General features: G+C 42.2%; 22 protein-coding genes. 11 read left to right on the top strand and 11 right to left on the bottom strand.

Going from position 1 to position 21,437, the window contains the following annotated elements:
• Positions 1 to 8: 8 nt before the first annotated feature.
• From ACVW2L_RS20135 to ACVW2L_RS20100, 8 genes are all read right to left on the bottom strand, one after another.
• On the bottom strand, positions 9 to 476 hold the full coding sequence (locus tag ACVW2L_RS20135; RefSeq protein ID WP_457129748.1) for a Sec-independent protein translocase subunit TatA/TatB: 468 nt from the start codon (positions 474 to 476) through the stop codon (positions 9 to 11).
• 59 nt (positions 477 to 535) lie between these two features.
• Complete coding sequence (locus tag ACVW2L_RS20130; RefSeq protein ID WP_457129747.1) at positions 536 to 1,798, bottom strand: murein hydrolase activator EnvC family protein; 1,263 nt, start codon at positions 1,796 to 1,798, stop codon at positions 536 to 538.
• Between the two features lie 19 nt (positions 1,799 to 1,817).
• Positions 1,818 to 2,615, bottom strand: a complete 798-nt coding sequence (locus tag ACVW2L_RS20125) for a DUF4292 domain-containing protein (protein ID WP_457129746.1) — start codon at positions 2,613 to 2,615, stop codon at positions 1,818 to 1,820.
• A complete protein-coding gene (locus ACVW2L_RS20120; RefSeq protein ID WP_457129745.1) occupies positions 2,593 to 4,341 on the bottom strand; it encodes a tetratricopeptide repeat protein in 1,749 nt (582 codons plus the stop codon). Before ACVW2L_RS20120 ends, ACVW2L_RS20125 begins: the two co-directional genes overlap by 23 nt.
• A gap of 22 nt (positions 4,342 to 4,363) precedes the next feature.
• On the bottom strand, positions 4,364 to 4,795 hold the full coding sequence (gene dut, locus ACVW2L_RS20115; RefSeq protein ID WP_457129744.1) for a dUTP diphosphatase: 432 nt from the start codon (positions 4,793 to 4,795) through the stop codon (positions 4,364 to 4,366).
• The gene (locus tag ACVW2L_RS20110) at positions 4,792 to 6,315 is read right to left on the bottom strand and encodes a lipopolysaccharide biosynthesis protein (RefSeq protein ID WP_457129743.1); all 1,524 of its coding nucleotides are present in this window, start codon (positions 6,313 to 6,315) and stop codon (positions 4,792 to 4,794) included. The genes dut and ACVW2L_RS20110 overlap by 4 nt, the downstream gene beginning before the upstream one ends.
• Before the next feature lie 29 nt (positions 6,316 to 6,344).
• Positions 6,345 to 6,629 carry an acylphosphatase gene (locus ACVW2L_RS20105; RefSeq protein ID WP_457129742.1) on the bottom strand — a complete coding sequence of 95 codons (285 nt, stop codon included), beginning with the start codon at positions 6,627 to 6,629 and terminating at the stop codon, positions 6,345 to 6,347.
• 110 nt (positions 6,630 to 6,739) lie between these two features.
• Positions 6,740 to 7,912, bottom strand: a complete 1,173-nt coding sequence (locus ACVW2L_RS20100) for an amidohydrolase family protein (protein WP_457129741.1) — start codon at positions 7,910 to 7,912, stop codon at positions 6,740 to 6,742.
• Positions 7,913 to 8,042: 130 nt separating this feature from the next.
• Here ACVW2L_RS20100 and rlmN point away from each other — a divergent pair, with 130 nt between their 5' ends.
• From rlmN to ACVW2L_RS20055, 9 genes are all read left to right on the top strand, one after another.
• Positions 8,043 to 9,095 carry a 23S rRNA (adenine(2503)-C(2))-methyltransferase RlmN gene (gene rlmN, locus ACVW2L_RS20095; RefSeq protein WP_457129740.1) on the top strand — a complete coding sequence of 351 codons (1,053 nt, stop codon included), beginning with the start codon at positions 8,043 to 8,045 and terminating at the stop codon, positions 9,093 to 9,095.
• A gap of 164 nt (positions 9,096 to 9,259) precedes the next feature.
• Entirely contained in the window at positions 9,260 to 9,829 is a 570-nt protein-coding gene (locus ACVW2L_RS20090) for an RNA polymerase sigma factor (RefSeq protein ID WP_457129739.1), read from the top strand.
• A complete protein-coding gene (locus ACVW2L_RS20085) occupies positions 9,826 to 10,140 on the top strand; it encodes a hypothetical protein (RefSeq protein WP_457129738.1) in 315 nt (104 codons plus the stop codon). Before ACVW2L_RS20090 ends, ACVW2L_RS20085 begins: the two co-directional genes overlap by 4 nt.
• Positions 10,141 to 10,149: 9 nt before the next feature.
• Complete coding sequence (locus tag ACVW2L_RS20080; protein ID WP_457129737.1) at positions 10,150 to 10,731, top strand: Spy/CpxP family protein refolding chaperone; 582 nt, start codon at positions 10,150 to 10,152, stop codon at positions 10,729 to 10,731.
• A 113-nt stretch (positions 10,732 to 10,844) separates the two neighbouring features.
• Complete coding sequence (locus ACVW2L_RS20075; protein WP_457129736.1) at positions 10,845 to 11,636, top strand: YHYH protein; 792 nt, start codon at positions 10,845 to 10,847, stop codon at positions 11,634 to 11,636.
• The gene (locus ACVW2L_RS20070) at positions 11,608 to 12,192 is read left to right on the top strand and encodes a toxin-antitoxin system YwqK family antitoxin (RefSeq protein ID WP_457129735.1); all 585 of its coding nucleotides are present in this window, start codon (positions 11,608 to 11,610) and stop codon (positions 12,190 to 12,192) included. Before ACVW2L_RS20075 ends, ACVW2L_RS20070 begins: the two co-directional genes overlap by 29 nt.
• Positions 12,189 to 12,830: an SCO family protein gene (locus ACVW2L_RS20065; protein ID WP_457129734.1), complete on the top strand. Its 642-nt coding sequence runs from the start codon at positions 12,189 to 12,191 to the stop codon at positions 12,828 to 12,830. Before ACVW2L_RS20070 ends, ACVW2L_RS20065 begins: the two co-directional genes overlap by 4 nt.
• 290 nt (positions 12,831 to 13,120) lie before the next feature.
• Positions 13,121 to 13,630 (top strand): ComF family protein, encoded by a 510-nt coding sequence (locus tag ACVW2L_RS20060; RefSeq protein WP_457129733.1) that lies wholly within the window; start codon positions 13,121 to 13,123, stop codon positions 13,628 to 13,630.
• A 55-nt stretch (positions 13,631 to 13,685) separates the two neighbouring features.
• Positions 13,686 to 13,853, top strand: a complete 168-nt coding sequence (locus ACVW2L_RS20055; protein ID WP_457129732.1) for a ComF family protein — start codon at positions 13,686 to 13,688, stop codon at positions 13,851 to 13,853.
• 92 nt (positions 13,854 to 13,945) lie between these two features.
• Here the strand turns inward: ACVW2L_RS20055 and ACVW2L_RS20050 are convergent, their stop codons facing one another.
• Together ACVW2L_RS20050 and ACVW2L_RS20045 are read right to left on the bottom strand one after the other, a co-directional pair.
• Positions 13,946 to 17,071: a PAS domain S-box protein gene (locus ACVW2L_RS20050; protein WP_457129731.1), complete on the bottom strand. Its 3,126-nt coding sequence runs from the start codon at positions 17,069 to 17,071 to the stop codon at positions 13,946 to 13,948.
• Positions 17,071 to 18,357 carry a serine hydroxymethyltransferase gene (locus tag ACVW2L_RS20045; RefSeq protein ID WP_457129730.1) on the bottom strand — a complete coding sequence of 429 codons (1,287 nt, stop codon included), beginning with the start codon at positions 18,355 to 18,357 and terminating at the stop codon, positions 17,071 to 17,073. The genes ACVW2L_RS20050 and ACVW2L_RS20045 overlap by 1 nt, the downstream gene beginning before the upstream one ends.
• Positions 18,358 to 18,942: 585 nt before the next feature.
• On the opposite strand from ACVW2L_RS20045, the gene tnpA reads away from it, so the two are divergent.
• Together tnpA and ACVW2L_RS20035 are read left to right on the top strand one after the other, a co-directional pair.
• Complete coding sequence (gene tnpA / locus ACVW2L_RS20040) at positions 18,943 to 19,407, top strand: IS200/IS605 family transposase (protein WP_457129729.1); 465 nt, start codon at positions 18,943 to 18,945, stop codon at positions 19,405 to 19,407.
• 43 nt (positions 19,408 to 19,450) lie between these two features.
• Positions 19,451 to 20,497 (top strand): hypothetical protein, encoded by a 1,047-nt coding sequence (locus tag ACVW2L_RS20035; RefSeq protein ID WP_457129728.1) that lies wholly within the window; start codon positions 19,451 to 19,453, stop codon positions 20,495 to 20,497.
• A 6-nt stretch (positions 20,498 to 20,503) separates the two neighbouring features.
• On the opposite strand, the gene rsgA is transcribed toward ACVW2L_RS20035, so the two are convergent.
• Positions 20,504 to 21,424, bottom strand: coding sequence for a ribosome small subunit-dependent GTPase A (gene rsgA / locus ACVW2L_RS20030; protein ID WP_457129727.1), 921 nt, complete (start codon positions 21,422 to 21,424; stop codon positions 20,504 to 20,506).
• Between the last annotated feature and the right edge of the window lie 13 nt (positions 21,425 to 21,437).

Genomic DNA, 21,437 nt, shown 5'->3' with positions numbered 1-21,437 from the left:
TATTTATTCTAAAATATTTTTTTGTTGTTGGGTTGAGTGGTTTCGGGTGCATCATTAGGCAATTGCTGCTCGTTTTTGTACCTGGTGTCGTGCTCAACATTCTCTTCAAATTCTACCTGATCCGTACCTGTAACATAATCCTGGCTGGCAGGTATGCTATTTGAAAGATATTCATCACCTGCAGATTTTTCTTCAATAAACCGGTTAGGGTCATATTCATCATATTCGGCAGGAGTTTGGTCTATAGCGGATTTACCACGCTCCTCTTCCAGTTTTTTATTTTCAAAACTGTCTATCTGGTTGTTAATCTCGCGTTTTACGCCCTCTGATGCTTCTTTAAAATCGCGAATACCTTTTCCTAACCCCTTTGCCAAACCCGGCAGCTTGTCGCCTCCAAAAAGCAATAGAGCCGCTCCAAGTATCAACACTAATTCGCCGCCCCCAATATCCAGAAATAAAAACAGCCCGCTCAACATCTTCTTTTTTTTAATTTTAGGTTACAAATATAAACAATTAAAATCTTATAAAACACCAACTATCTGTTGGCGAGCCATATCTCCGGGTTAACAGATAACTGCCCTCTGTATAGCTCAAAATGCGCAACTGTTTCGCCGGTAGCACCATCAGTTGCAACTGCACCTATGCTTTGTTTAGTGCTTATTTTCTGCCCTACCTTTACGTTTACACTACGTAAGTTAGAGTAGGCCGTAAAGTATTCCCCGTGTTTGATAATAACAAGCGATGTGCCCATTATATCTTTAACGGTAGTTACTTCACCTTCAAACACGGCCCTCATTACAGCACCGCTTGATGTTCTTATATCGATACCATTATTTTCAATTTCAATCCCGTCTACCCTGTTAGTACCAAAGCCCTGTATAGTAACTCCAGTTGCAACCGGCCACGGCAATCGGCCTTTATTGCCTAAAAAACTAACTGAAAGCGCCGCAGCTTCGGGCGTTGAGTTAAGTATTTGACTATCAGTCTTACGGGCAACAGGCGCGGGCGCAGGTGCATCTTTATTAGCCGCTTTTGCCCTTGCGGCAGCTAACCTATCTTCCTCTTCCTTCTTTTTGCGGGCTTCTTCAATCTCCTTGCGTATTATAGCCCTTGTTGCGGCGGCTATCTTTCTTTGCAAATCTCTTTGCGCGGTTTTTAACTGGCCTTCTTGTTTTGAAAGGCTGCTTGCCACCTGCTGCTGGCTGCTTCTCTCCTTACCCAGGTTTTCTTTTTCTTTCTGCTGCTCTGAAAGGATATTGCGTTTTTCTTCTTTCGTTTTATCTAACTGCACAATGCGCCCGTGCAATTCTCTTTCTTTCTCTTCAATATATCCCGCTTGTCTTTTACGATAAGCTGCAAATTCCTGCAAATATTTTAAACGCTTGTAGGCCTGGTTAAAGTCTTTAGCCGCAAAAACAAACATTAGTTTATTGTAGCCGCTTTTGTTGTGGTAGGCAAATAAAACCATAGCCTTGTATTCATCGCGCAACTGGTTAAGCTGCTGCTCAAGGCTATGTACGGTGTTTGTATTTTCGGTAATTTCGCTGTTCAGGTTCCTTACTTCAGCATTTATATTATCTATTTTTTTCTCACGAAGATTGATCTGCGCTCTTAGTATATTAAGCTGTTTAAGTGTGGATTTTTTGTTGTTAACCGTTTCGTTAAACTCGCGGTTAAGTTTTTCCAACTCATCAGTATACCTGTCTCTTTCGCGTTTAAGCTGCTCGCTGCTTTGCGCGCTAACGCTCAATGTAGCCACAACACAAAGCAAAAAGAATAGTACCTTTAAAAATTTCATCCCTTCAAAAGTATTAATTTTAATTGGCAGGTTTATACGTTTCGGGGATATTGAATGGATATTCAAGCACACGGTCAAGCTCTACCTTTGAGTACTCTAATTTAACCGCTATCTTTTTATCCTTAAGGCTTGAGTTAATATTGATCAACGATGGCAGCGTGCGCCCATCCACCAACACAAAATTGCTGTTATTTACCTGAAGTGACTGCTGCTGCGCACTATTAGATAAATTCAATTGCGATACTTTCATATCAGGGTTGATAATCATCTTATATAAAAGCTGCTGCAATTTTCCCGACAGGATGGCGTTGTTATCAGCCTTTTGTATATCTGCGTCTGTTGATAATAATTCGGGTATTGCGTTGCCTGTTAACAACGACTCCAGGGTAGTATAATTAACCTGTTTACCTGCATATTCATTGATATAACTGAACGGCTTTTTAAAATAAACCCCCTCCAGTTTATTCATCACTTTAATGCTATCGGGGGTAATGTATGCCCGCGCAACTTCAATGGTTGCCAATATGGTTATTGAAATTGAAACCCATATTTTCTTACCCTTGTCAATGCGAATATTCATGGACACACTTCTGTTATTGTTATCAATGTCCAATTCAGCATCGGCCTTGCCCGAAAAAGTATTGAAGTTGAGCTGCCTGCTTTTAATGGCAGCAAGAGTATTTGCCTTGGAGTTATCAACTATTACCGGTGGAGTAGTTGTTACCGGAGCCGTTACCATTTTGCGGGTTTTACATCCTGTTGCAATTACCATTACAACACAAATTGCTGCTATTTTATTCGCTATATTTCTTTTCATTTATCTTCCGCTCTAACACTGCCGATTTCCCACCATATTCCTTCGCTTTCATCCAGCTCTGTAAAGCTGCCTCGGCATTACCTACATTAAACAAAATGTCGCCGTAATGTTCTGCTTGTGTTGCACTTTTATCTTTGTTGTGCAGCATGGCTTTTTCCATCCAGGTTTTTGCTTCTGCATATTTTTTCTGCTTAAACAACACCCAGGCGTAGGTATCCTCAAACGATCCCATGTCCGGCTTAGTATCAACAGCGCGCTTGGCCATTGCTGCAGCTTTAACCAGGTTCTCGCCGCGTATGGCTAAATAATACGCGTAATTATTTAAGGTATAAACGTTATCAGCGCTGTATTGTAATGACTTGTCGTAACTTTCATCAGACAATTTATTGTTCTGCAGTTCATGATAACAATCGCCCAGGGCAGAGTACGCCTGAGATAATAATTCTTTATCCTCTAACTCCAGCGATGTCGCATTCTTCAAATAGGTGAGGGCTCTTTTTGGATCCTTTTTTTGCAGCCATGCAAGGCCGACAAAATAATTCATTGGTGCCTGGTTAGGGTAGAATGAAAGCGCCTCTTCGCCATCTTTAATAACGGTTGCCAAATCATTTTCGCCAAGCGCTATTCTTACCAATTGTTCGCGCACCTCATAAACCTGATCATTAATAGCCAGTGATTTTTTATAGCTGGCTTTAGCTTCTTCTACTTTATCATTTTGTAAAAGTATATCGCCATATAATGCGTGTGCACGGGCGTCTTCAGGATGGCTGGCAACCAATAATTTTGAAAGTGCCAACGCACTTGCTTTGGCATTTGGATCAGGAAACTGCGGAATATAACCAGCTATGATCCTGATTTTTTGTTCGATGCCCAATTCGGGTACAGAGAATGCCTGCTCCAACTCGCTGAAGCTGCCCTCAATATTTTTTTTGTCGCGATAAATATCGGCCAATCCCAAATGGATCAAACCGTTATTAGGATCTACCTTTTTTGCCCGCTCCAGTACCTTCGCCGTTTTATCCCGCTGATTGACGGAGTTGTACAGATCAGCCAGCATCAGGTAGTATCTTACATTGTTAGGATTGGCCGCTATCAATGCTTCCAGCGAAGCTGCTGCTTTATCCGCGTTGCCTTGCTTTAGGTATACCTTTTGGCGGTTAAGCGTTAGGTCATCGCTTGGGCCTGTTATTTTTTCTACCTGATCATACACTTTTAACGCATCATCAAACTTGCCTTGCAAAAAAAGTGCATTTGCCTTGTCAAAATAAACATCAGGTTTATCAGGATTCAGCCGTATCAGCTGCGCGAATACGCTTTCAAGCTTAGCAAAGTCATTGTTCCTTTCATACACATCAGCAAGTGCCAACCAGTACCAAATGTTATCGGGCTTTATGGTCACCGCCTTTTCAAGCAAAGGCAAAGCGGCAGGGTAATTTTTCTGCAGTTTTTTTATGTTGGCCAGCTCGTATAATGAAGCATCGTTATTTGGATCTATTTCTAATATCTTAGTAAAGATGCCGGCGGCCCCTGCATTATCCTCAATTGTTTTTTTGCTAAGTGCGGCGTAAAACATCTGCTCCACATCTCCTTCACCTTGCGCGCCCACACGTAACGTTTGCGCTTGCAATGCTTGTAGCGACATACCGCAGCAAGCAGACAGCAGCACAAAAACTCTGATCTGCTTTTTGCCCGTAATGCCGAATATATTCAATGCTGCGCGTCCCAATTTTCTATCTTTTTAATATACATTATTTACCGGTATGCCCGTAGCCACCTGCGCCCCTTGAGGTTTCGGTAAGCAATTCTACTTCCTGCCAATCTACTTTTTCGTGCCGGGCAACAACCATTTGTGCAATGCGGTCGCCTGGGTTTATTTCAAAAATCTGATCTGACAGGTTAACCAATAACACGCCTATTTCTCCCCTGTAATCAGCATCAATGGTTCCGGGCGCGTTCACTATGCTTATGCCATGCTTATAGGCAAGGCCGCTTCGCGGACGGATCTGCCCTTCAAAACCTTCTGGTAACTCTATATATAAACCTGTAGGCACAAGTTTGCGTTCAAGCGGTTTAAGCGACATAGACGCCTCAATGTTAGCGCGAAGGTCCATACCTGCGGCATGCAAAGTCTCGTAAGCAGGCAAACTATTTTTTGATTTGTTAACTATACGAATGGTCATGATTTAATAAAAATACTCTTTAAGTTTTTCCATTCAAAATATAAAGCTACTGATGCAAATGCAATTAACAGCCCATTGCCTATAAAAATGTTACGATTGAAAACGTAGAACGATATATAAACGAGAAAAACTGCCGACAAGATATAGGTTATACTCTTTTTTAGATTGTAAGGAATTGGGTAGTGCTTTTGCCCCCACAGATAAGATAAGATCATCATGCCTGAATAAGCTATAAGCGATGTCCAGGCCGAAGCCATGTAGCTGTATTTGGGAATAAAAATAACATTCAGAATGATGGTGATTATCGCGCCTATTCCCGATATATATAGCCCGTATTTAGTTTGGTCAGAAAGCTTGTACCACACAGAAAGGTTCATGTACACGCCGAGGCTGATATACCCGAACAATAGTATAGGGACTACTGGCAAGCCCTCCCAGTAAATATTATTTATAGTTTGGCCCTTGATAATACTCGTTTCCGGCTTAAGTATAATAGTAGCAAGCAAATCAATATTAGCCATAACAGCAACGCTCATAACACATATAGCGATGATGAAATAGGTCATTATACGCGAATAAGTATCAGGGGCATTCTTATTTTTAGCATGACTGAAAAAGAAAGGCTCAGCACCCAGTCTGAATGCCTGTATAGATATATTAAGGAATATGGCAATTTTGGCACAGGTACCATAGATGGCTGCCTGTTCATCGCCAATATCCGGTGGCAATAACTGCTTGATCAACACTTTATCCAATGCTTCGTTAATGATAAAAGAAAGATTGGCTACCAGAACAGGCCAGCTATACAGCAGCATTTCCTTTAGCATTGATTTATCATAGCTTAACCTAAGTTTTGATATCTCGGGCAACAAGAGCAAAATGGTGAACACGCTGGCAGCCGAATTCGATAAAAATACATAACCTACCCATTCGGGCCTGTACCATGATGCCATCCACTCTGCCCCCAACCAACCGTGGTTAATAAAAAACGGAACGCCAAATAAAAAGAAAAGGTTAAAAGACATAACAAAAGCTATGTTAGCCAGTTTGACGACTGCGAAGCGCATCGGCCTTGATTCAGCGCGTATTTTAGCAAAAGGTATAACACAAAATGCATCCGCCAGTAAAATAAACAGGAAACATTTTACGTAAAAGGTATAGTCGGCCCGATCCTTCTCGACCCCAGCAACAAGATATCCAACAATTCCGTCTAAAAACAACAAAGAAAATAAAAGAACTACTACAGATACGGCCAAAATAACACCGAATGAGTTATTATACACCTGCTGGCGGTTATCTTCGCGCTTTTGCAAATAGCGAAAATAAGTTGTTTCCATGCCGAAAGCCAGTACAGCGTTTACTATAGAAGCGGCACTGTAAAGTGATGTGAACACACCATTGCCAGCCACTGATATTTTACGCGTATATATAGGCGTGAGCACAAAATATATCATCCGCGAAATGATGGTACTTAAACCATAAATGATAGTTTGCCCTGCAAATTTTTTAGCTGTTGACAATAGAATTTGTAATTAAGTACCCGAGACTACTATTTAAACAGCCCCCTTTTCAGTACTTCAAAATTACGATAGTTTTTTAATTCGCCCTCATTAGTTTCAATGGAGTCTACCTGGCCATATTCAGGGCCTTCTTTACAAAAATCCAAAAACATATCAAGCAAAACGGGGTCGCCTTCGGCTTCTATAAAAACGCTGCCATCGGGTTGGTTCTTCGCAATGCCCCGGACGCCCAGCTGGTCGGCCACGGCCTTTGCAGATGCACGAAAGTGCACGCCCTGTACTACGCCTTTTATAGTTATGTTTAGATGTTTCATAGTGCCCCTCCTAAATCCTCCCCGGTAGGGAGGACTTTAAATTTCTTGCTAAATTAAAAAAATGCCGTAAAAGTCTCCCCTGCCGGGGGAGAGATAGACGGGCCACTATCTTAAATCAACCGCCTTACCTTGGTTTCCCCGGTTATCTTCAGATCATCCAAGCCCGTTATCAGGTTAAGTCCGGGGGTTTTACCTGGTTCTAAAGTCCCTTTATCGTGGTCTATTCCTAAAAACCTGGCCCCGTTTATGGTTGCCCACTGTAAGAGCCGGTTTAAATGTAACTTGGGGAAATGTTTTTGTAAAGTTGCCATTTCGCTTAAAATACACAGCTTATGGTTTGATGCCAGGCTGTCCGTGCCTAACGTGATATTAAATCCCTGGTCGATAAACAGATCTATCTTGGGCAATTTGCCTTCAATATACATATTGGCGTTAGGGCAAAAACACCAATGTATTTTATGATCAAACCGCTTAATAAAATAAATGTCCTTTAAATTGGTGCAAGTATTATGCACCAATAATATGTCCTGTTTGTTAGAAAGTAACGGCAGTACAGACTGTAAAGAATTGCGGGCCTGTGGTTTAAAAAAGCTAATATCTGTGCCAAAATGGGCATAAAGATCATTAAACCTACCAAGTTTATACCTAAAAAACTTGTTTTCGTCCTCGCACTCCTGGTTATGGATGCTAAGCAGGTTTTTGTTGCTGTCAGAATATTTCTTTAGTAGTTTAAACAACTCTTTTGATACCGAATAGGGCGCGTGCGGGGTTACCGAGCAAGATTGCGGCTTAAATTGGTTGAGCAGGTCAATGGATTTAGCAAATACCTCCTCCGCCTTTTCCGGTACGAATGCAAAGGCCTCAACAAAGGTATGGTAGTATAGCTTACTTTTTGATTTTAAGTCGATTGTGACACCGCTGTTTGCTATGTCGCCTACGGCAACAATCCCATTGTCATACATGCTTTGATCGGCAGCCAAGGCAGCGTCTGCTATGTCTTGCTGACTGGAATTTCTGTGCAGTTGTACATTCTGGATGAAAGAAATGAGGCCCTCTCCGTTGGCTATTTTGCCTTTAAGGTGCGAAAGCTCAACATGGCAATGTGTATTAACAAACCCGGGGCATATAACCCCGCTAAGCTGTTCAACAGGAATATTGGCGTGTTCTGGGGAGACTTCTTGAGATACAGAGATGATCTTACCATCATCACTTACAACAATTGCTCCGTTTCTAATTGGATCGGCATTAATAGGAAAAACGTAATCGGCTCTAAAAATTTTCATGTATCGTAACTTAGCGTTTACGCAACTCGTTTAACTACCGCCCAATAAAGTTAAAAACAATAATTAAAAGTTAATTGTTTTTAACCAATCGATTTAAAAATACCGCTTTTTAATTTCGTATTTTTGCAGCGTGAACAGCGTTAAAGAAAAGATAGACATTCGTAGTTTGAGCCTGGAGAGCATGCAGAAGCATTTTTCGGATATGAACGAAAAAAGCTTTCGTGCTAAACAGGTTTACGAATGGCTTTGGAAAAAATCCTGCTTTTCTTTTGACGAGATGAGCAATATTTCAAAAGAACTTCGTACCAAGCTGGAAGAAAACTTCACCATAAATAATGTACGGATCAACAATTCGCAGTTTAGTGCTGATAAAACTATAAAAAATTCTTTCATTTTACATGATAACCATTTAATTGAGGGTGTTTTAATTCCGACAGCTGAGAGAATGACTGCCTGTGTATCCTCTCAGGTAGGGTGCAGTCTTACTTGTAAATTTTGTGCTACAGGTTATATGGAGCGCAAGCGGAACCTTAATGCCGACGAGATTTACGACCAGGTAGTACTGATAGACAAGCAATCGCGCGAAAATTACGGTATCCCGCTAACTAACATTGTTTATATGGGCATGGGCGAACCCTTGCTTAACTATAAAAACGTTTTAGACTCGATAGAAAAGCTTACGTCTGAAGAAGGTTTGAACATGGCCGCCAAGCGCATTACTGTATCAACTGCGGGTATTGCCAAAATGATAAAGAAACTGGGCGACGATAATGTTAAATTTAACCTGGCGCTGTCGCTCCATGCGGCTAACGACGAAAAACGAAATACCATTATGCCCATTAATGAGCAAAACTCATTAAAAGCATTGGCCGAGGCGCTTAAATACTATTACGCCAAAACCAAAAACCCGGTAACCTACGAGTATATAATTTTTGATGGCGTTAATGATACATTGAAGGATGCCGAAGAGCTGGCCCGCTTTTGCAAGCATTTGCCATGCAAAGTAAATATTATTGAATATAACCCCATTGCTTTTGCCGCTTATATTAATGCAGGCGAAGACCGCGTTGATGCCTTTGCAGAATACCTGCGCAAGCAAGGCGTAAACACCCACCTGCGCCGCAGCCGCGGTAAAGATATTGATGCTGCCTGTGGCCAATTAGCCATAAAAGACGCGCAGTAGTTAATGACTAGTGATTAGCCGGACTGGTTTATAGTCTCCAATTCCTTTCGCGTTCCTCAAAAAAGCCAATCTCTAATCTTTATCAGCAATCTTTGATCTAATTACTAATTTAGGGCGAAGGATTTAAATCCACCTATCGTCTAACCCAACAGAGAATTTAAACATTGACGGAGCAAGACCTAATTGCTTACCTGATTAAGGGCGATGAAAATGCCTTTAAACTACTGGTTAACACCTATAAAAAAATGGTGTATAACACCGTATTGGGCTTTGTGCAAAACACGCACGACGCTGAAGATGTTACGCAGGAGGTTTTTATAAAGGTTTTTGAGGGTATCGGCAAATTTAAGCAGCAGAGTAAGCTTAGCACCTGGGTTTATCGCATAAGCATTACGCAATCGCTTGATTTTGCAAGGCATAAAAACCGCAAAAAAAGATTGGGTTTTTTAACCAGCCTTTTTGGTACTGATAATTCACCGCTGCATGATCCTGTAGACTTTGTTCACCCTGGTGTGTTAACCGAAAACAAAGAGCAGGCTGCAATTTTATTTACTGCGATAAATCAGCTTTCTGAAAATCAAAAAACTGCATTTATACTGCAAAAAGTACAGGATATGAGTCAGCAAAAAATTGCGGAAGTAATGGGAATAAAAGAGGGAGCGGTTGAATCGTTATTGATGCGCGCTAAAGCAAACCTCAAAAAATCATTGATCAATTATTATTCATCGTTATGAAAGATAAGAAACAGATTGAACAACTGGCTGAACAAGCCCTACAAAGTTTGGATAAACTGCAACAGGTGGATGCCAATGATTTCCTGGCGGCTAAGGCGTGGCAGCGCATGCAAAATCAGCGGCAGAGTATACCAACCGGATACAATAAGTTGCTGGTAAGGCTGGTCGCTGTATTGGTATTGTTCATTTGCATAAACTGTGTAAGCTTTTATGTTTTGAATAAAACGAGTGCGGATACAGCATTAACCACTACGGGTGTTGATGCTTTTGCCAGCGCGTATGGCTTGAGCAATAGTTCAGAAAATTATTAAAATGCACATATGAAAAGTGTTAAAATATTAATGGCGATAGTGATGCTGCTTGTGTTGGTAAACTGTGCGCTCTTAACTTTCTTCTGGATGCAGCGCGGCAGGGGGCCTGGCCCCGACGGCCCACCGCAGCGCGCGCACGAGTTTTTGACAAAAGAGTTGAAACTTACTAAAACGCAGGAAGAAAAATATGAAAAGATGCGCACAAAGCATTTTGAATTTACCCGTGCCTTGAACGAAGCAAACAGCGGGCTCCGCGATTCACTTTTCAATTACATACAAACACCGGCTTTAGATACGCCAACCGTTACCCGGCTTGAAAAGCAAATTGCTTTTAATCAAGCAGAACTGGAGAAGGCTACTTTACTACATTTCCGCGAGCTTAGAAACATTTTGGATGCAGAGCAGCAGAAAAAATTTGATGATGTAATTAAAGATGCCCTGCGCATGATGGGCGGGCCACCACGTGGGGGACGAGGGCCAAACGGTATGCCACCGCCGCGCGATGGAAATGGGCCTCCGCCGGGTCAGGGCCCGCCAAACGGTGAAGGCCCGCCGCCGGGAGATGGCTTTCCGACTCCGCCGGGTAATTAAGCTGCGTAAAAAAGTCTCCCCCTCCGGGGGAGATTTAGAGGGGGCTAACTATTTTCACTTTCGCCGAAGGAATTTATATCAACAGGCTTCTAATGATATAAATTCCTTTTATTATGAGAACCAAACCTGTTTTTCTACTACTAACCATCGCCATATTTTTTATTGCGATAATATCCTGCAAAAAAGATAACACAGCTAATACCACCGATAGCAGCATAACAGCTATCAGCATTACCCCGACATACGGCGCGGATCTACCTGCTGTTTATAAAAAGATCTACAACGCTAAAGAGATATACATACAAAGCGGCTTTGTTATAATAAAAACCACCAGTCTGCCCGACCATAAATCACCCTATTACAAGGGCACCAAATGGGCTGCAACACAGTACGAGGCTTATAATGGAACTAATCCCCTATGGAACCAAAACCCTAACACTATAGCCGAAGCTGATGTTACTTTTAAAATCCCCCTAAATCCAACTGTGGCTGCCAGCCATACATCAACCCCAATGGGGCCAATGGGTGTGGCTATTAACGGCGTGCCTATATTTAATCAGTACGCAGCGGGCGGGGCGCCATTAACCGGCGAGATCAATAGTTTTGATCAATACTACGGACATCCGCAGCAGCAGGGCATGTATCATTATCATGCAGAACCTTACTACTTAACGGCTCAAAAAGGCAAGGATGCGTTAGTAGGTTTCCTGCTTGATGGCTTCCCGGTATATGGCCCTAACGAAGGCGGCAAAGCCATAACCAATGCCGATTTAGACGTATATCACGGCCATACAGCTGCAACTGCAGATTACCCTACAGGCATCTATCATTATCATACAACCGCTACCGACCCCTACATTAACGGAAATCAGTTTTATGGAACACCGGGTACAATCTCTCAATAAATTACTGCTGCTGTTTTGGGCGGCCATAGTGGTGGTAACCTTTTACAGCAGCGCTAAACCAAAAACCATTGAGGATACGTGGGTGAAAACCACCGACACGAACCTGGTTTATATGAATGGCTTTTTATACTATAATAAGAAAGTGTATACAGGCTGGCTGTTTGAAAACTTTGATAACGGAACCCGTGCCAAAGAGGTACCTTATTATGGCGGCAAAATAGAGGGAACCATGAAAACCTGGTACCCTGATAAAACGCCGGAGCAGGAACGACTTTTTGTTTCGGGCGAAAAACAGGGCGTTCACAAAGGTTGGTGGCCAAACGGTAAATCCAAGTTTGAGTATAATTTTGTTGATGACGAGCACGAAGGTGTGGCCAGGGAGTGGTTCAGCAATAATAAGCTTTACAGGGAATTCAATTATGTAAAAGGCCATGAACAGGGCCGGCAGCAAATGTGGTGGGAGGATGGCAGCGTTAGGGCCAATTATGTTGTTAAGAATAACCGTCAGTACGGATTAATAGGGCGCAAGCTTTGCAAGAATATTGATAAGAAATGAAGACTGTTAGATTGCCGATTATTGTTTTATTGTTGTTTGCATTTTCTGCCTGCAAACAGGAAAACAACGGACTCCCGTTTTACAATACACCCGATTTTACGCCTATATGGCTCCAACCCGGCGATGATGGGTATGACAAGATCCACACCATACCACCTTTTAGCTTTATCAATCAGCTTGGCCAAAATGTAAGCAATAAAACCACAGCCGGCAAAATATATGTGGCTAACTTCTTCTTTGCATCGTGCAAAAACATTTGCCCTGCCATAATGGACAATCTTGAAAAAGTACAAAAGGCATTTAAAAACAACAATAAAGTGCTTATACTGTCGCACTCGGTAACACCTTTAAAGGACAATGTTGCGGCATTGCGAAAATATGGCGACGAACGGCACATTAACAATAAAAGCTGGCTGCTACTAACCGGCGACAGGGACGCTACCTATACACTTGCCCGCCAGGCTTATTTTGCTGATGAGGCCGGTGGTTACGGCAAAAAACCTGATGAATTTCTGCATACCGAAAACGTTGTGCTGATTGATACAAAGGGCCGCATCCGCGGGGTGTATAATGCATCGCTTGCGGTGGAGATTGATATGCTGGTTGAGGATATTAAGCAGTTGCAGAAGGAGATCTGAGAAACAGGCGTTTCACGATAATATATAACACAAGCGAAACGGCCGAAACGCTTTTAAATGCGACTTGCTGATTTTAAACGTATTATCTTATCGTGGTGAAACGCTGTGAAACTACGTATTCGTCAGGAAATTTAGCCGTAGAATTAAGTTAATACATTGAATATCAAATAGTTATAAAATAGTGCGATTTATACTTTTTGTGAAACGCTGTTTAACCCGCTTGTCTGCTGTAGTCGGAGATTACAGGCATAGAATCCGAAGTTGAAAACTTCCGATGGCGTATTGGTGAGATGGATTCGACAGAAAACACTTATCTTGATGCCATGAATGTGCTCTCCCAATACCTGGCAGATTTTACATCCTTACTATTCCCTCACCTTTGCCCCGCCTGTGGCGAAGCCTTGGTAGCGAATGAGGCTGTGCTTTGTACAGATTGCCGCTATAGCCTGCCCTATACCAACTTCCATTTACAGCCGGATAACATAGTTGCACGCCAGTTTTGGGGCAAGCTGAATATTGAGGCGACCTATGCTATGTATTACTTCAATAAAGGCGGCAAAGTGCAAAACCTGCTGCATCACCTAAAATATAAAAACATGCCGCACATAGGCCAGGTACTAGGCATCATGGCGGGAGAGCAATTGCTAAAAAGCAATGCATTTAACCAAATAGACTACATAATTCCAGTTCCGCTGCATAAGCGCAGGTTAAGGGAACGCGGGTACAATCAAAGTGCCCGCTTTGGCGAAGGTTTGGCTCAAAAACTAAATGCGGAATTATTAGAAGACAACGTTGGTTAGAACGCGGCACACTGAAACGCAAACCCATAAATCGCGGTTTGCGCGATTTGAAAACATGCAGGAAGTTTTCGCTGTGAAAAATCCGGATCAGCTTGTCGGCAAACATGTACTATTGGTGGATGATACTGTAACCACCGGCTCAACTTTGGAGGCTTGTGGAATAGAGCTGCTAAAAATACCGGGTATGAAAGTGAGTATAGCTACTATTGCGTATGCAGAGTAGGGAGACTGGTTATTGAAGATTAAAGATTGGGGGAATGGCATATTGCGAGATCAAAGAACCAATCTTCAATCTTTAATACCAATCTTTAACTACTACCCCTTCTGATACCTGCTTAATTTCTCAAACAGCGTTTTGGGTTCAAACGGTTTCAATATATAATCGTTCATACCGGCATCGCCTATCTGGTTCATCTGGTTGGTAAGCATAGAAGCCGTAAGGGCTATTATAGGCAGTTGCTTAAAATATGGTTCGGCTTTTGAGCGTATAACCTGCGTAGCTTCCAGCCCGCCCATTTCCGGCATATGTATATCCATCAAGACAACATCGTAGTTTTTGTTGGTTTCAACTTTATTAACTGCCTGTAAACCATTTTCGGCAAAGTCAATAGTAGCTCCCCACTTGGTTAGTATTTTATTAATAAGTAACCTGTTTATTTGGTTATCATCTACTACAAGTACGTTAATATTTAAACCTGATTCCACGTTAATGTTGTTATAATCGTTTTTTTCTGCCTTTTTAAATGTTATCGCAAACCAAAAGGTTGAACCTTTACCCGGCCGGCTCTCCACGTTAATACGCGAGTCGTGCAGTTCAATCAACCTTTTACTGATGGCCAAACCTAAACCTGTGCCGCCATACTTACGGGTGGTGTCGGCTTCGGCCTGCTTAAACGTTTCAAATATCGTATTTAATTTGTTATTTGCTATACCTATTCCGGTATCAGTTATGGCAAACCTAACACGTACATCTTGTTCGTTTTGTTCAACTACCCGTAATTCAACAGTTACACTTCCGCTTTCGGTAAACTTAACTGCATTGCTTACTAAATTAAGCAGTATTTGCGATAGGCGCGTTCTATCGCCAACTACTGTTGCCGGTATATCGCTATCTATCTTTTGAGTCAGCTCTATTTGCTTTTCCCTGGTCTTAAACTGCATAGATCCGGTAATGCCCTGCACCAGGTCGCGCAGATCAACGTTTGCCTTCTCTAATTCAATGTTACCGGTTTCTATTTTAGTAAAGTCAAGCACATCATTAATAAGCAGCATTAAATTTTCTGCAGAGAATTTAAGTATATCCAGATTTTCTTTTTGCGATGGATCACTATTGCCCTCTAACATTAAATGCGACATGCCGATAACGGCGTTTAGCGGCGTACGGATCTCATGCGTCATTACCGATATGAACATGTCTTTAGCACGACTAAGCTGCAAGGCTTCTTCTTTGGCCGTGATCAATTCAAGTTCTACCTTCTTTTTGGCGCTTATATCAATAATTACCTCGATGTACTTTTCTACTTCGCCCTGCTTGTTTAATATAACCGAGTTGATAACCGATATCCACATCGGCTTCCGGTCTTTACGGTAAGCCAGCAGGTCAACCTCAAAAGACTTTCGGTTTTTTGATAATTCTCTTGCGTCCTGGATCACACTCGTGTCGGTCAGGTCCCCCTGCAAAACGTCTCCTAAAAATTTCTTTTCAACGTCTTTTAAATAGTAACCCGTAATTTTTTCAAAGGCAGGGTTTACCCACTCAATTTCGCCGTTACTGTTATTTATAACAACACCGCTATTAATGCTGCTGCCCACTAAAGAAAGCAGTTTGAGCTCAGCCTCAGCATGCTTGCGCTCTGTAATATCTATAACCGAACTTACCTGTCGTTCCACCCCACCTTCTTCATTAAATAAAGGGCTGTTAGACAATGCCACCCAAACCTGTGTTCTGTTTTTTCTATAGATCAGTATTTCTATGTCGTAAGGTTTATTTTCCTGAAAAGATTTAACAGCGTTTTCAAACACGCTCATGTCTGTATCAGGGCCTAACAGTATAGTACCAAAGGTCTTTCCCTTCATTTCAGCAAGGGTATATCCGGTAATTTTTTCTACCGCTTCATTCATCCACATAATGTGCCCTTCAGCATCGCGCGTAAGCATGCCTGCAGGTGATTTTTGTGCAGCGAAGGATAATATCTCCAGATCCTGCTGTGTGGTTTTCCGGGTTGTTATATCAGCTATTATACGTACGTACTTGTCTACATCGCCCTTTTGGTTATAAATAACCGATGTTATCAGCGATAGCCAAACTTGCTGACCATCCTTGCGGGTAGCATAAACGTGTACAGAATAAGATTTTTTTGATTGAATTTTCTCTTTATACTCGGCTATAGGGTTGATAGTACTATCGCCCGGTACAAAGATATCCCGCAGGCGTTTTCCTTCAACGTCCCACAGATCGTACCCGGTTATATTGGTGAAAGCATTGTTTATCCAAATAACATTATCGTTAGCATCGCTTATGCTACAACCATTCACCATGTTACTTGCAACCAGAGACAGTTGCTCCAGTTCTTCCGTTAGTTGTTTCTGATAGGTAATATCCCTGCCGCTGGCATACCATTTACCTCCCTTATGTATGGCGCACCAACCTATCCACTTGGCTTCTCCGCTTGCACTAATGGTTTGCGTCTCTAATTCAAAAGGGCGCCCTGTTTCCATCGCCATCTCTATAAGCGGTAAAAATTGTTCGCGGTTCTTGCTCACCACAAACTCCCATAATGACCGGCCAATGGCCTGCTGGGGGGTGTAGCCTAAAATATTGGTTACAGCGTCATTAATAAATTCAATATTAGAATCAGCACCGGCTATATAATGAATCTCCGGCGAACTGTTAAACAGGTTGTAAAACTCCTTGTGCGCTTCAAGCGACTTTTCAAGTGCCTGTTTTTGTTTGCGCAGCAGTAAATGCGACATCACCTCATCAGCCAGTGTGCGCAAGGCATCGCGTTGTTGTTCGTTCAGTTTACGCGGTACTGTATCAATTACACACAATGACCCCAAGCGATGACCGTCCGGATCAATAAGCGGGGCACCGGCATAAAACCTGATGTGCGAACTGCCTGTAACTAAAGGATTGTCTTTGAACGTTTCGTCTTCGGCAGCGTTGTCTACCTCTAACAGTTCATCATTAAGAATGGTATAATTGCAAAATGCATCGGCTCTGGGAGTTTGGTCGATGTCAAGGCCAACGGATGATTTAAACCATTGCCTTTGGTGGTCAAGTAACGAGATCAGCGCAATAGGCACCTGGCATATATAAGATGCCAGGCGCGTAATGGCGTCGTATTCCTTTTCAGGCAGGGTATCCATTACATTATAGGAGTTAAGGGCGGCTAAGCGCTTATCTTTTATTGCTGAATGGGTTTCCTGCGTGTTTATCATCACTCTTTATCTTTGTCGCTGTATAACGGGAACTGCTCCGTTAGCTTATGCACCTTTTTACGTATTTTATTCAAAGAAAGTTCGTTTTCAGGGTCTTTTATTACTTCATCAACCAAGGCAACAATGGCTTCCATCTGTTTCTCTTTCATCCCGCGCGTAGTTACCGCTGCAGTGCCAATGCGGATGCCTGAGGTAATGAATGGCGACTTATCATCAAACGGTACCATGTTTTTATTTATTGTGATGTCCGCTTTAACCAGCGCGTTCTCGGCAGCTTTACCGGTTACGCCTTTATTTCTAAGGTCGATAAGTACCAAATGGTTATCTGTACCACCCGATACGATCTCATAGCCCCTGGCTGTAAAAGCTTCAGCAATAGCTGAGCCATTCTTTTTTACCTGAACTATATATTTCAAATAACTGTCAGACAAAGCCTCGGCAAACGCAACTGCCTTAGCAGCAATTATATGCTCCAGCGGGCCGCCCTGTGTACCAGGAAAAACGCCCATATCCAACAAGTTCGACATCATTCTGATCTCTCCTTTCGGGGTTTTCAGTCCCCATGGGTTTTCAAAATCTTTACCCATCATAATTAAGCCGCCACGTGGCCCGCGTAATGTTTTGTGGGTAGTAGTACTAACAATATGACAATGCGGAAGCGGATCTGTCAATAAACCACGTGCAATTAAACCCGCAGGGTGAGAGATATCAGCTAAAACCAAAGCGCCAACTTCATCAGCCACTTTACGAATGAATTCATAATCCCAATCGCGCGAGTAAGCCGAAGCACCGCAAATGATCATTTTAGGCTTTTCGCGCCGGGCTACTTCTTTTAACTGATCATAATCAACATAACCGGTATCTTTTCTAACGCCGTAAAAATGCGGCTCGTACAGTTTACCAGAGAAGTTAACAGCAGACCCATGGGTTAAGTGCCCGCCATGAGAAAGGTCAAATCCTAATATTTTATCGCCCGGCTGTAAGCAAGCCAGCATTACCGCAGCGTTAGCCTGTGCGCCCGAGTGCGGCTGCACGTTAACCCATTCGGCGTTAAAAAGCTGTTTGGCGCGCTCAATAGCAATGGTTTCAATCTCATCAACTATCTGGCAGCCACCATAGTAACGTTTACCGGGAAGGCCTTCGGCATATTTGTTGGTAGCAACAGATCCGGCAGCTTCCATAACCTGTAGGCTCACAAAATTTTCTGATGCAATAAGTTCCAAACCTTCTTCCTGGCGTTGCTGCTCTTCATCCAACAGCTTAAATATTAGTTTATCTCTTTTCATTGTTATTGTTAAAAAACGTGAGCAAAGTTATTAATATTAGCTTTATATGGCTAAAATTTAGCTAATTAGTTTGGTTTTGTGAGTAAATTTTGAGTTTTTAACAAAAGGCGGGTATTTGTTAATGTATGGCGGGGGAAATGCGGTATTTTATGTGGTTTTTGGGAAGAAAAAGTATTGTTTGATTAATAACATTAATATTTTTCAATGATAAAAGTCCTCTAAGCGCGCCGATGGGTAGCCCCTCCGGGGCACGGTAATTCAATTTTCTTTTTTTCTACAAACAGGTAGCCCCTCCGGGGCATGGCTTAGTACATATGAATGGGTAGCACCCACGAGATAAAAATACTTCTATTCTTTTTTTCTACAAACAGGTAACCCCGCTGGGGCATGGGTTTATTGTAGAAAAAAATAAACTGAAATTTTGCGCTGAAAAGGGCTACCCCTAACCTGCAAACAGGTAGCCCCGCTGGAGCATACGGTAACCAAAAATGCCCCGGAGGGGCTACCTGTTTGTAGAAAAAAAATGAAAAGATTTTGCCCTGGAAGGGCTACCCTTAATCCGAAACAAATGCATATTTTTACAATATGCCTGATACTTATACACAATTATACATTCATTTTATATTCGCTGTAAAATATCGTGAAGCTTTGATCAAATCCGATTGGGAAGAACGTTTACACAAATACATCACCGGTATAATTCAAAACAACGGACACAAGTTATTGGCTATTAATTCAGCTACAGATCATACACATATTTTCATCGGGCTTACTCCTAAACAATCAATTTCTGAATTAATGCGCCTGGTTAAGGGCGACAGTTCTGAGTTCATCAACAAAGAAAAATTAACAACCCGAAAATTCCAATGGCAGGAAGGTTACGGTGCGTTTAGCAACAGCCGATCACAAATTGATGGTGTTGTCAAATATATTTTAAATCAAAAAGAGCATCACGCTAAGCGAAGTTTCAAAGACGAATACCTGGATATATTAAAAGATTACGATGTTAAATACGATGAAAGGTATGTGTTTCAGGATTTAACGGATTGAATTATTATTTAAGTATTATATTTACCTATAATCCCTTTACCTTATGAAGTTAAGACACTTACTTTTTTCTATTGTAGTTTTAGCTGCAGTCGCTTCGTGCAAAAAGCCTGAAAAAAACACACCAGAACCAACCGAGCCCGTAAAAAAAGAAGTTGATGTTTATATAGCAGGTTACACTACCAATACCAGCAACAAAACCGTTGCGACTATTTGGAAAAACGGAGTGGCTCAGATTTTAAGTAATATAAGCTCAGAGGCGACTTCAATTGCCGTCAAAGGGACCGACATATATGTTGTTGGACGTTCTTTAACAGCTACCGGCAAAGGAGTTATTACCTATTGGAAAAATGGCATCGCTACGAAACTCGCTGATAGTGTAGATTACAGCGGTGCAACTGGCATTGCATTATCTGGCAACGATATTTATATAATTGGAAACATGAATCCATCAGGAGGTGGGCGGCGCCCTGTCCTTTGGAAAAACGGAATTGGGCAAACACTTCCTTATTCCGGTAATACCGCCGTTGCAGAGAGTATCAGCATTAATGGTAGTGATGTGTATATTGTTGGGTCTGTAACGAATAATATCGTAGTTAATTCAACCGCAAAAGCTGTTTATTGGAAAAACGGAATTGAAACAATACTGCCGGGCGGCGCTTCAGTCTCCAATGACGTTACTTCAAACAAAGGTGACGTCTTTATAGTAGGAGGCAAGTCATTAGCTTCTGAAAACATAAACACCGCTATTATTTGGAAAAATGGAGTACCATCTGTACTGCCAGATGAAACCGTGCTACCTATAGCGTACGCAATCGCTGTTCATGATAATGACATATATCTTGTAGGCTTTTCTCACTACTCTCCCTATTCTTATGGAGTAGTTACCTATTGGAAAAACGGCGTAGCGGTAAGGCTTTCTGATGAAAATACCGCCTCAGATGTGTATTCAATCGCTGTAAATTTTGATGATGTTTATGTCGGGGGAGAAACTCCTCTGGGCAGGGCTGTATACTGGAAGAACGGCACTTTGAATGTACTTAGCAACACCAATTCGAGAGTGTATAAAATAATTGTCGTGCCGCGTAGTTAGGCAACCTCACCCCCTCGTATCATTCCCATTATAAATACTCAGATAGCTCTCATAGCGCGATAATTCAATTTCGCCATCTTCCAACGCTTCCAAAACGGCGCATCCTGGCTCGTTAATGTGGCGGCAGTTGTTAAAGCGGCAATCCTGCATGCGGGTGCGCATTTCAGGGAAGAAACGGCCAAGCTCGTGCTGTTCAATATCTATAATGCCTAACTCGCGGATGCCGGGGGTATCAATAATAAAACCACCTTGCGGTAATTCAAACATTTCTGCAAAGGTGGTGGTATGGGTGCCTTTATCGCTCCATTCAGATAGGTGACTGGTGCGCAGGCTCAGATCGGGTAAAAGGGCATTGATCAAACTTGATTTACCTACGCCGGAGTGTCCGGATAACAACGTTACCTTATCTTTTAACAGATCCTGAACCTGTTGAATGTTTGTGCCTTCTGTAGCAGATACCTCAAAGCAAGGGTAGCCTATTTGCTCATAAATAGCTTTGTAATCTGCCAATATCTCCAGGCCTTCGCCGCTGAAAAGATCAAGCTTGTTAAAAATCAGCATGGCAGGGATATCATAAGCCTCCGCCGTAACTAAAAACCTGTCGATAAAACCCAACGAGGTACGCGGTGATGCCAGCGTAACAATAAGCAATGCCTGATCTAAATTAGCGGCCAATATATGCCCCTGTTTAGACAGGTTAACCGATTTGCGGATAATGTAGTTTTTACGCGGATGCAAATGAGATATCACACCGGTTTCCTGCTCGGGCTCTGTTTCAAAATCAACCACGTCGCCAACAGCAATGGGGTTGGTTGTGCGGATGCCCTTGGTACGGAAAATACCTTTTATGCGGCAGTTGTACTTCTCCCCCTCGGGTGTTTGCACCTGGTACCAGCTTCCGGTTGATTTGGTAATTAATCCCTGCATTTAAGATGTAAAG

The organism is Mucilaginibacter sp. HD30 (assembly GCF_054061755.1).
This window is presented reverse-complemented; position numbering and strand designations above follow the sequence as displayed.

What these genes read in the sequence shown, in the direction of transcription:
- ACVW2L_RS20080 (WP_457129737.1), top strand. Translation starts at nt 10,150, where the DNA reads ATGAAAAGTGTTAAAATATTAATGGCGATAGTGATGCTGCTTGTGTTG.
- ACVW2L_RS20075 (WP_457129736.1), top strand. Translation starts at nt 10,845, where the DNA reads ATGAGAACCAAACCTGTTTTTCTACTACTAACCATCGCCATATTTTTT.
- ACVW2L_RS20085 (WP_457129738.1), top strand. Translation starts at nt 9,826, where the DNA reads ATGAAAGATAAGAAACAGATTGAACAACTGGCTGAACAAGCCCTACAA.
- ACVW2L_RS20130 (WP_457129747.1), bottom strand. Translation starts at nt 1,798, where the DNA reads ATGAAATTTTTAAAGGTACTATTCTTTTTGCTTTGTGTTGTGGCTACA.
- ACVW2L_RS20100 (WP_457129741.1), bottom strand. Translation starts at nt 7,912, where the DNA reads ATGAAAATTTTTAGAGCCGATTACGTTTTTCCTATTAATGCCGATCCA.
- ACVW2L_RS20125 (WP_457129746.1), bottom strand. Translation starts at nt 2,615, where the DNA reads ATGAAAAGAAATATAGCGAATAAAATAGCAGCAATTTGTGTTGTAATG.
- rsgA (WP_457129727.1), bottom strand. Translation starts at nt 21,424, where the DNA reads ATGCAGGGATTAATTACCAAATCAACCGGAAGCTGGTACCAGGTGCAA.
- ACVW2L_RS20065 (WP_457129734.1), top strand. Translation starts at nt 12,189, where the DNA reads ATGAAGACTGTTAGATTGCCGATTATTGTTTTATTGTTGTTTGCATTT.
- tnpA (WP_457129729.1), top strand. Translation starts at nt 18,943, where the DNA reads ATGCCTGATACTTATACACAATTATACATTCATTTTATATTCGCTGTA.
- ACVW2L_RS20070 (WP_457129735.1), top strand. Translation starts at nt 11,608, where the DNA reads ATGGAACACCGGGTACAATCTCTCAATAAATTACTGCTGCTGTTTTGG.
- dut (WP_457129744.1), bottom strand. Translation starts at nt 4,795, where the DNA reads ATGACCATTCGTATAGTTAACAAATCAAAAAATAGTTTGCCTGCTTAC.
- ACVW2L_RS20105 (WP_457129742.1), bottom strand. Translation starts at nt 6,629, where the DNA reads ATGAAACATCTAAACATAACTATAAAAGGCGTAGTACAGGGCGTGCAC.
- ACVW2L_RS20055 (WP_457129732.1), top strand. Translation starts at nt 13,686, where the DNA reads ATGCAGGAAGTTTTCGCTGTGAAAAATCCGGATCAGCTTGTCGGCAAA.
- ACVW2L_RS20135 (WP_457129748.1), bottom strand. Translation starts at nt 476, where the DNA reads ATGTTGAGCGGGCTGTTTTTATTTCTGGATATTGGGGGCGGCGAATTA.
- ACVW2L_RS20035 (WP_457129728.1), top strand. Translation starts at nt 19,451, where the DNA reads ATGAAGTTAAGACACTTACTTTTTTCTATTGTAGTTTTAGCTGCAGTC.
- ACVW2L_RS20060 (WP_457129733.1), top strand. Translation starts at nt 13,121, where the DNA reads ATGGATTCGACAGAAAACACTTATCTTGATGCCATGAATGTGCTCTCC.
- ACVW2L_RS20045 (WP_457129730.1), bottom strand. Translation starts at nt 18,357, where the DNA reads ATGAAAAGAGATAAACTAATATTTAAGCTGTTGGATGAAGAGCAGCAA.
- ACVW2L_RS20050 (WP_457129731.1), bottom strand. Translation starts at nt 17,071, where the DNA reads ATGATAAACACGCAGGAAACCCATTCAGCAATAAAAGATAAGCGCTTA.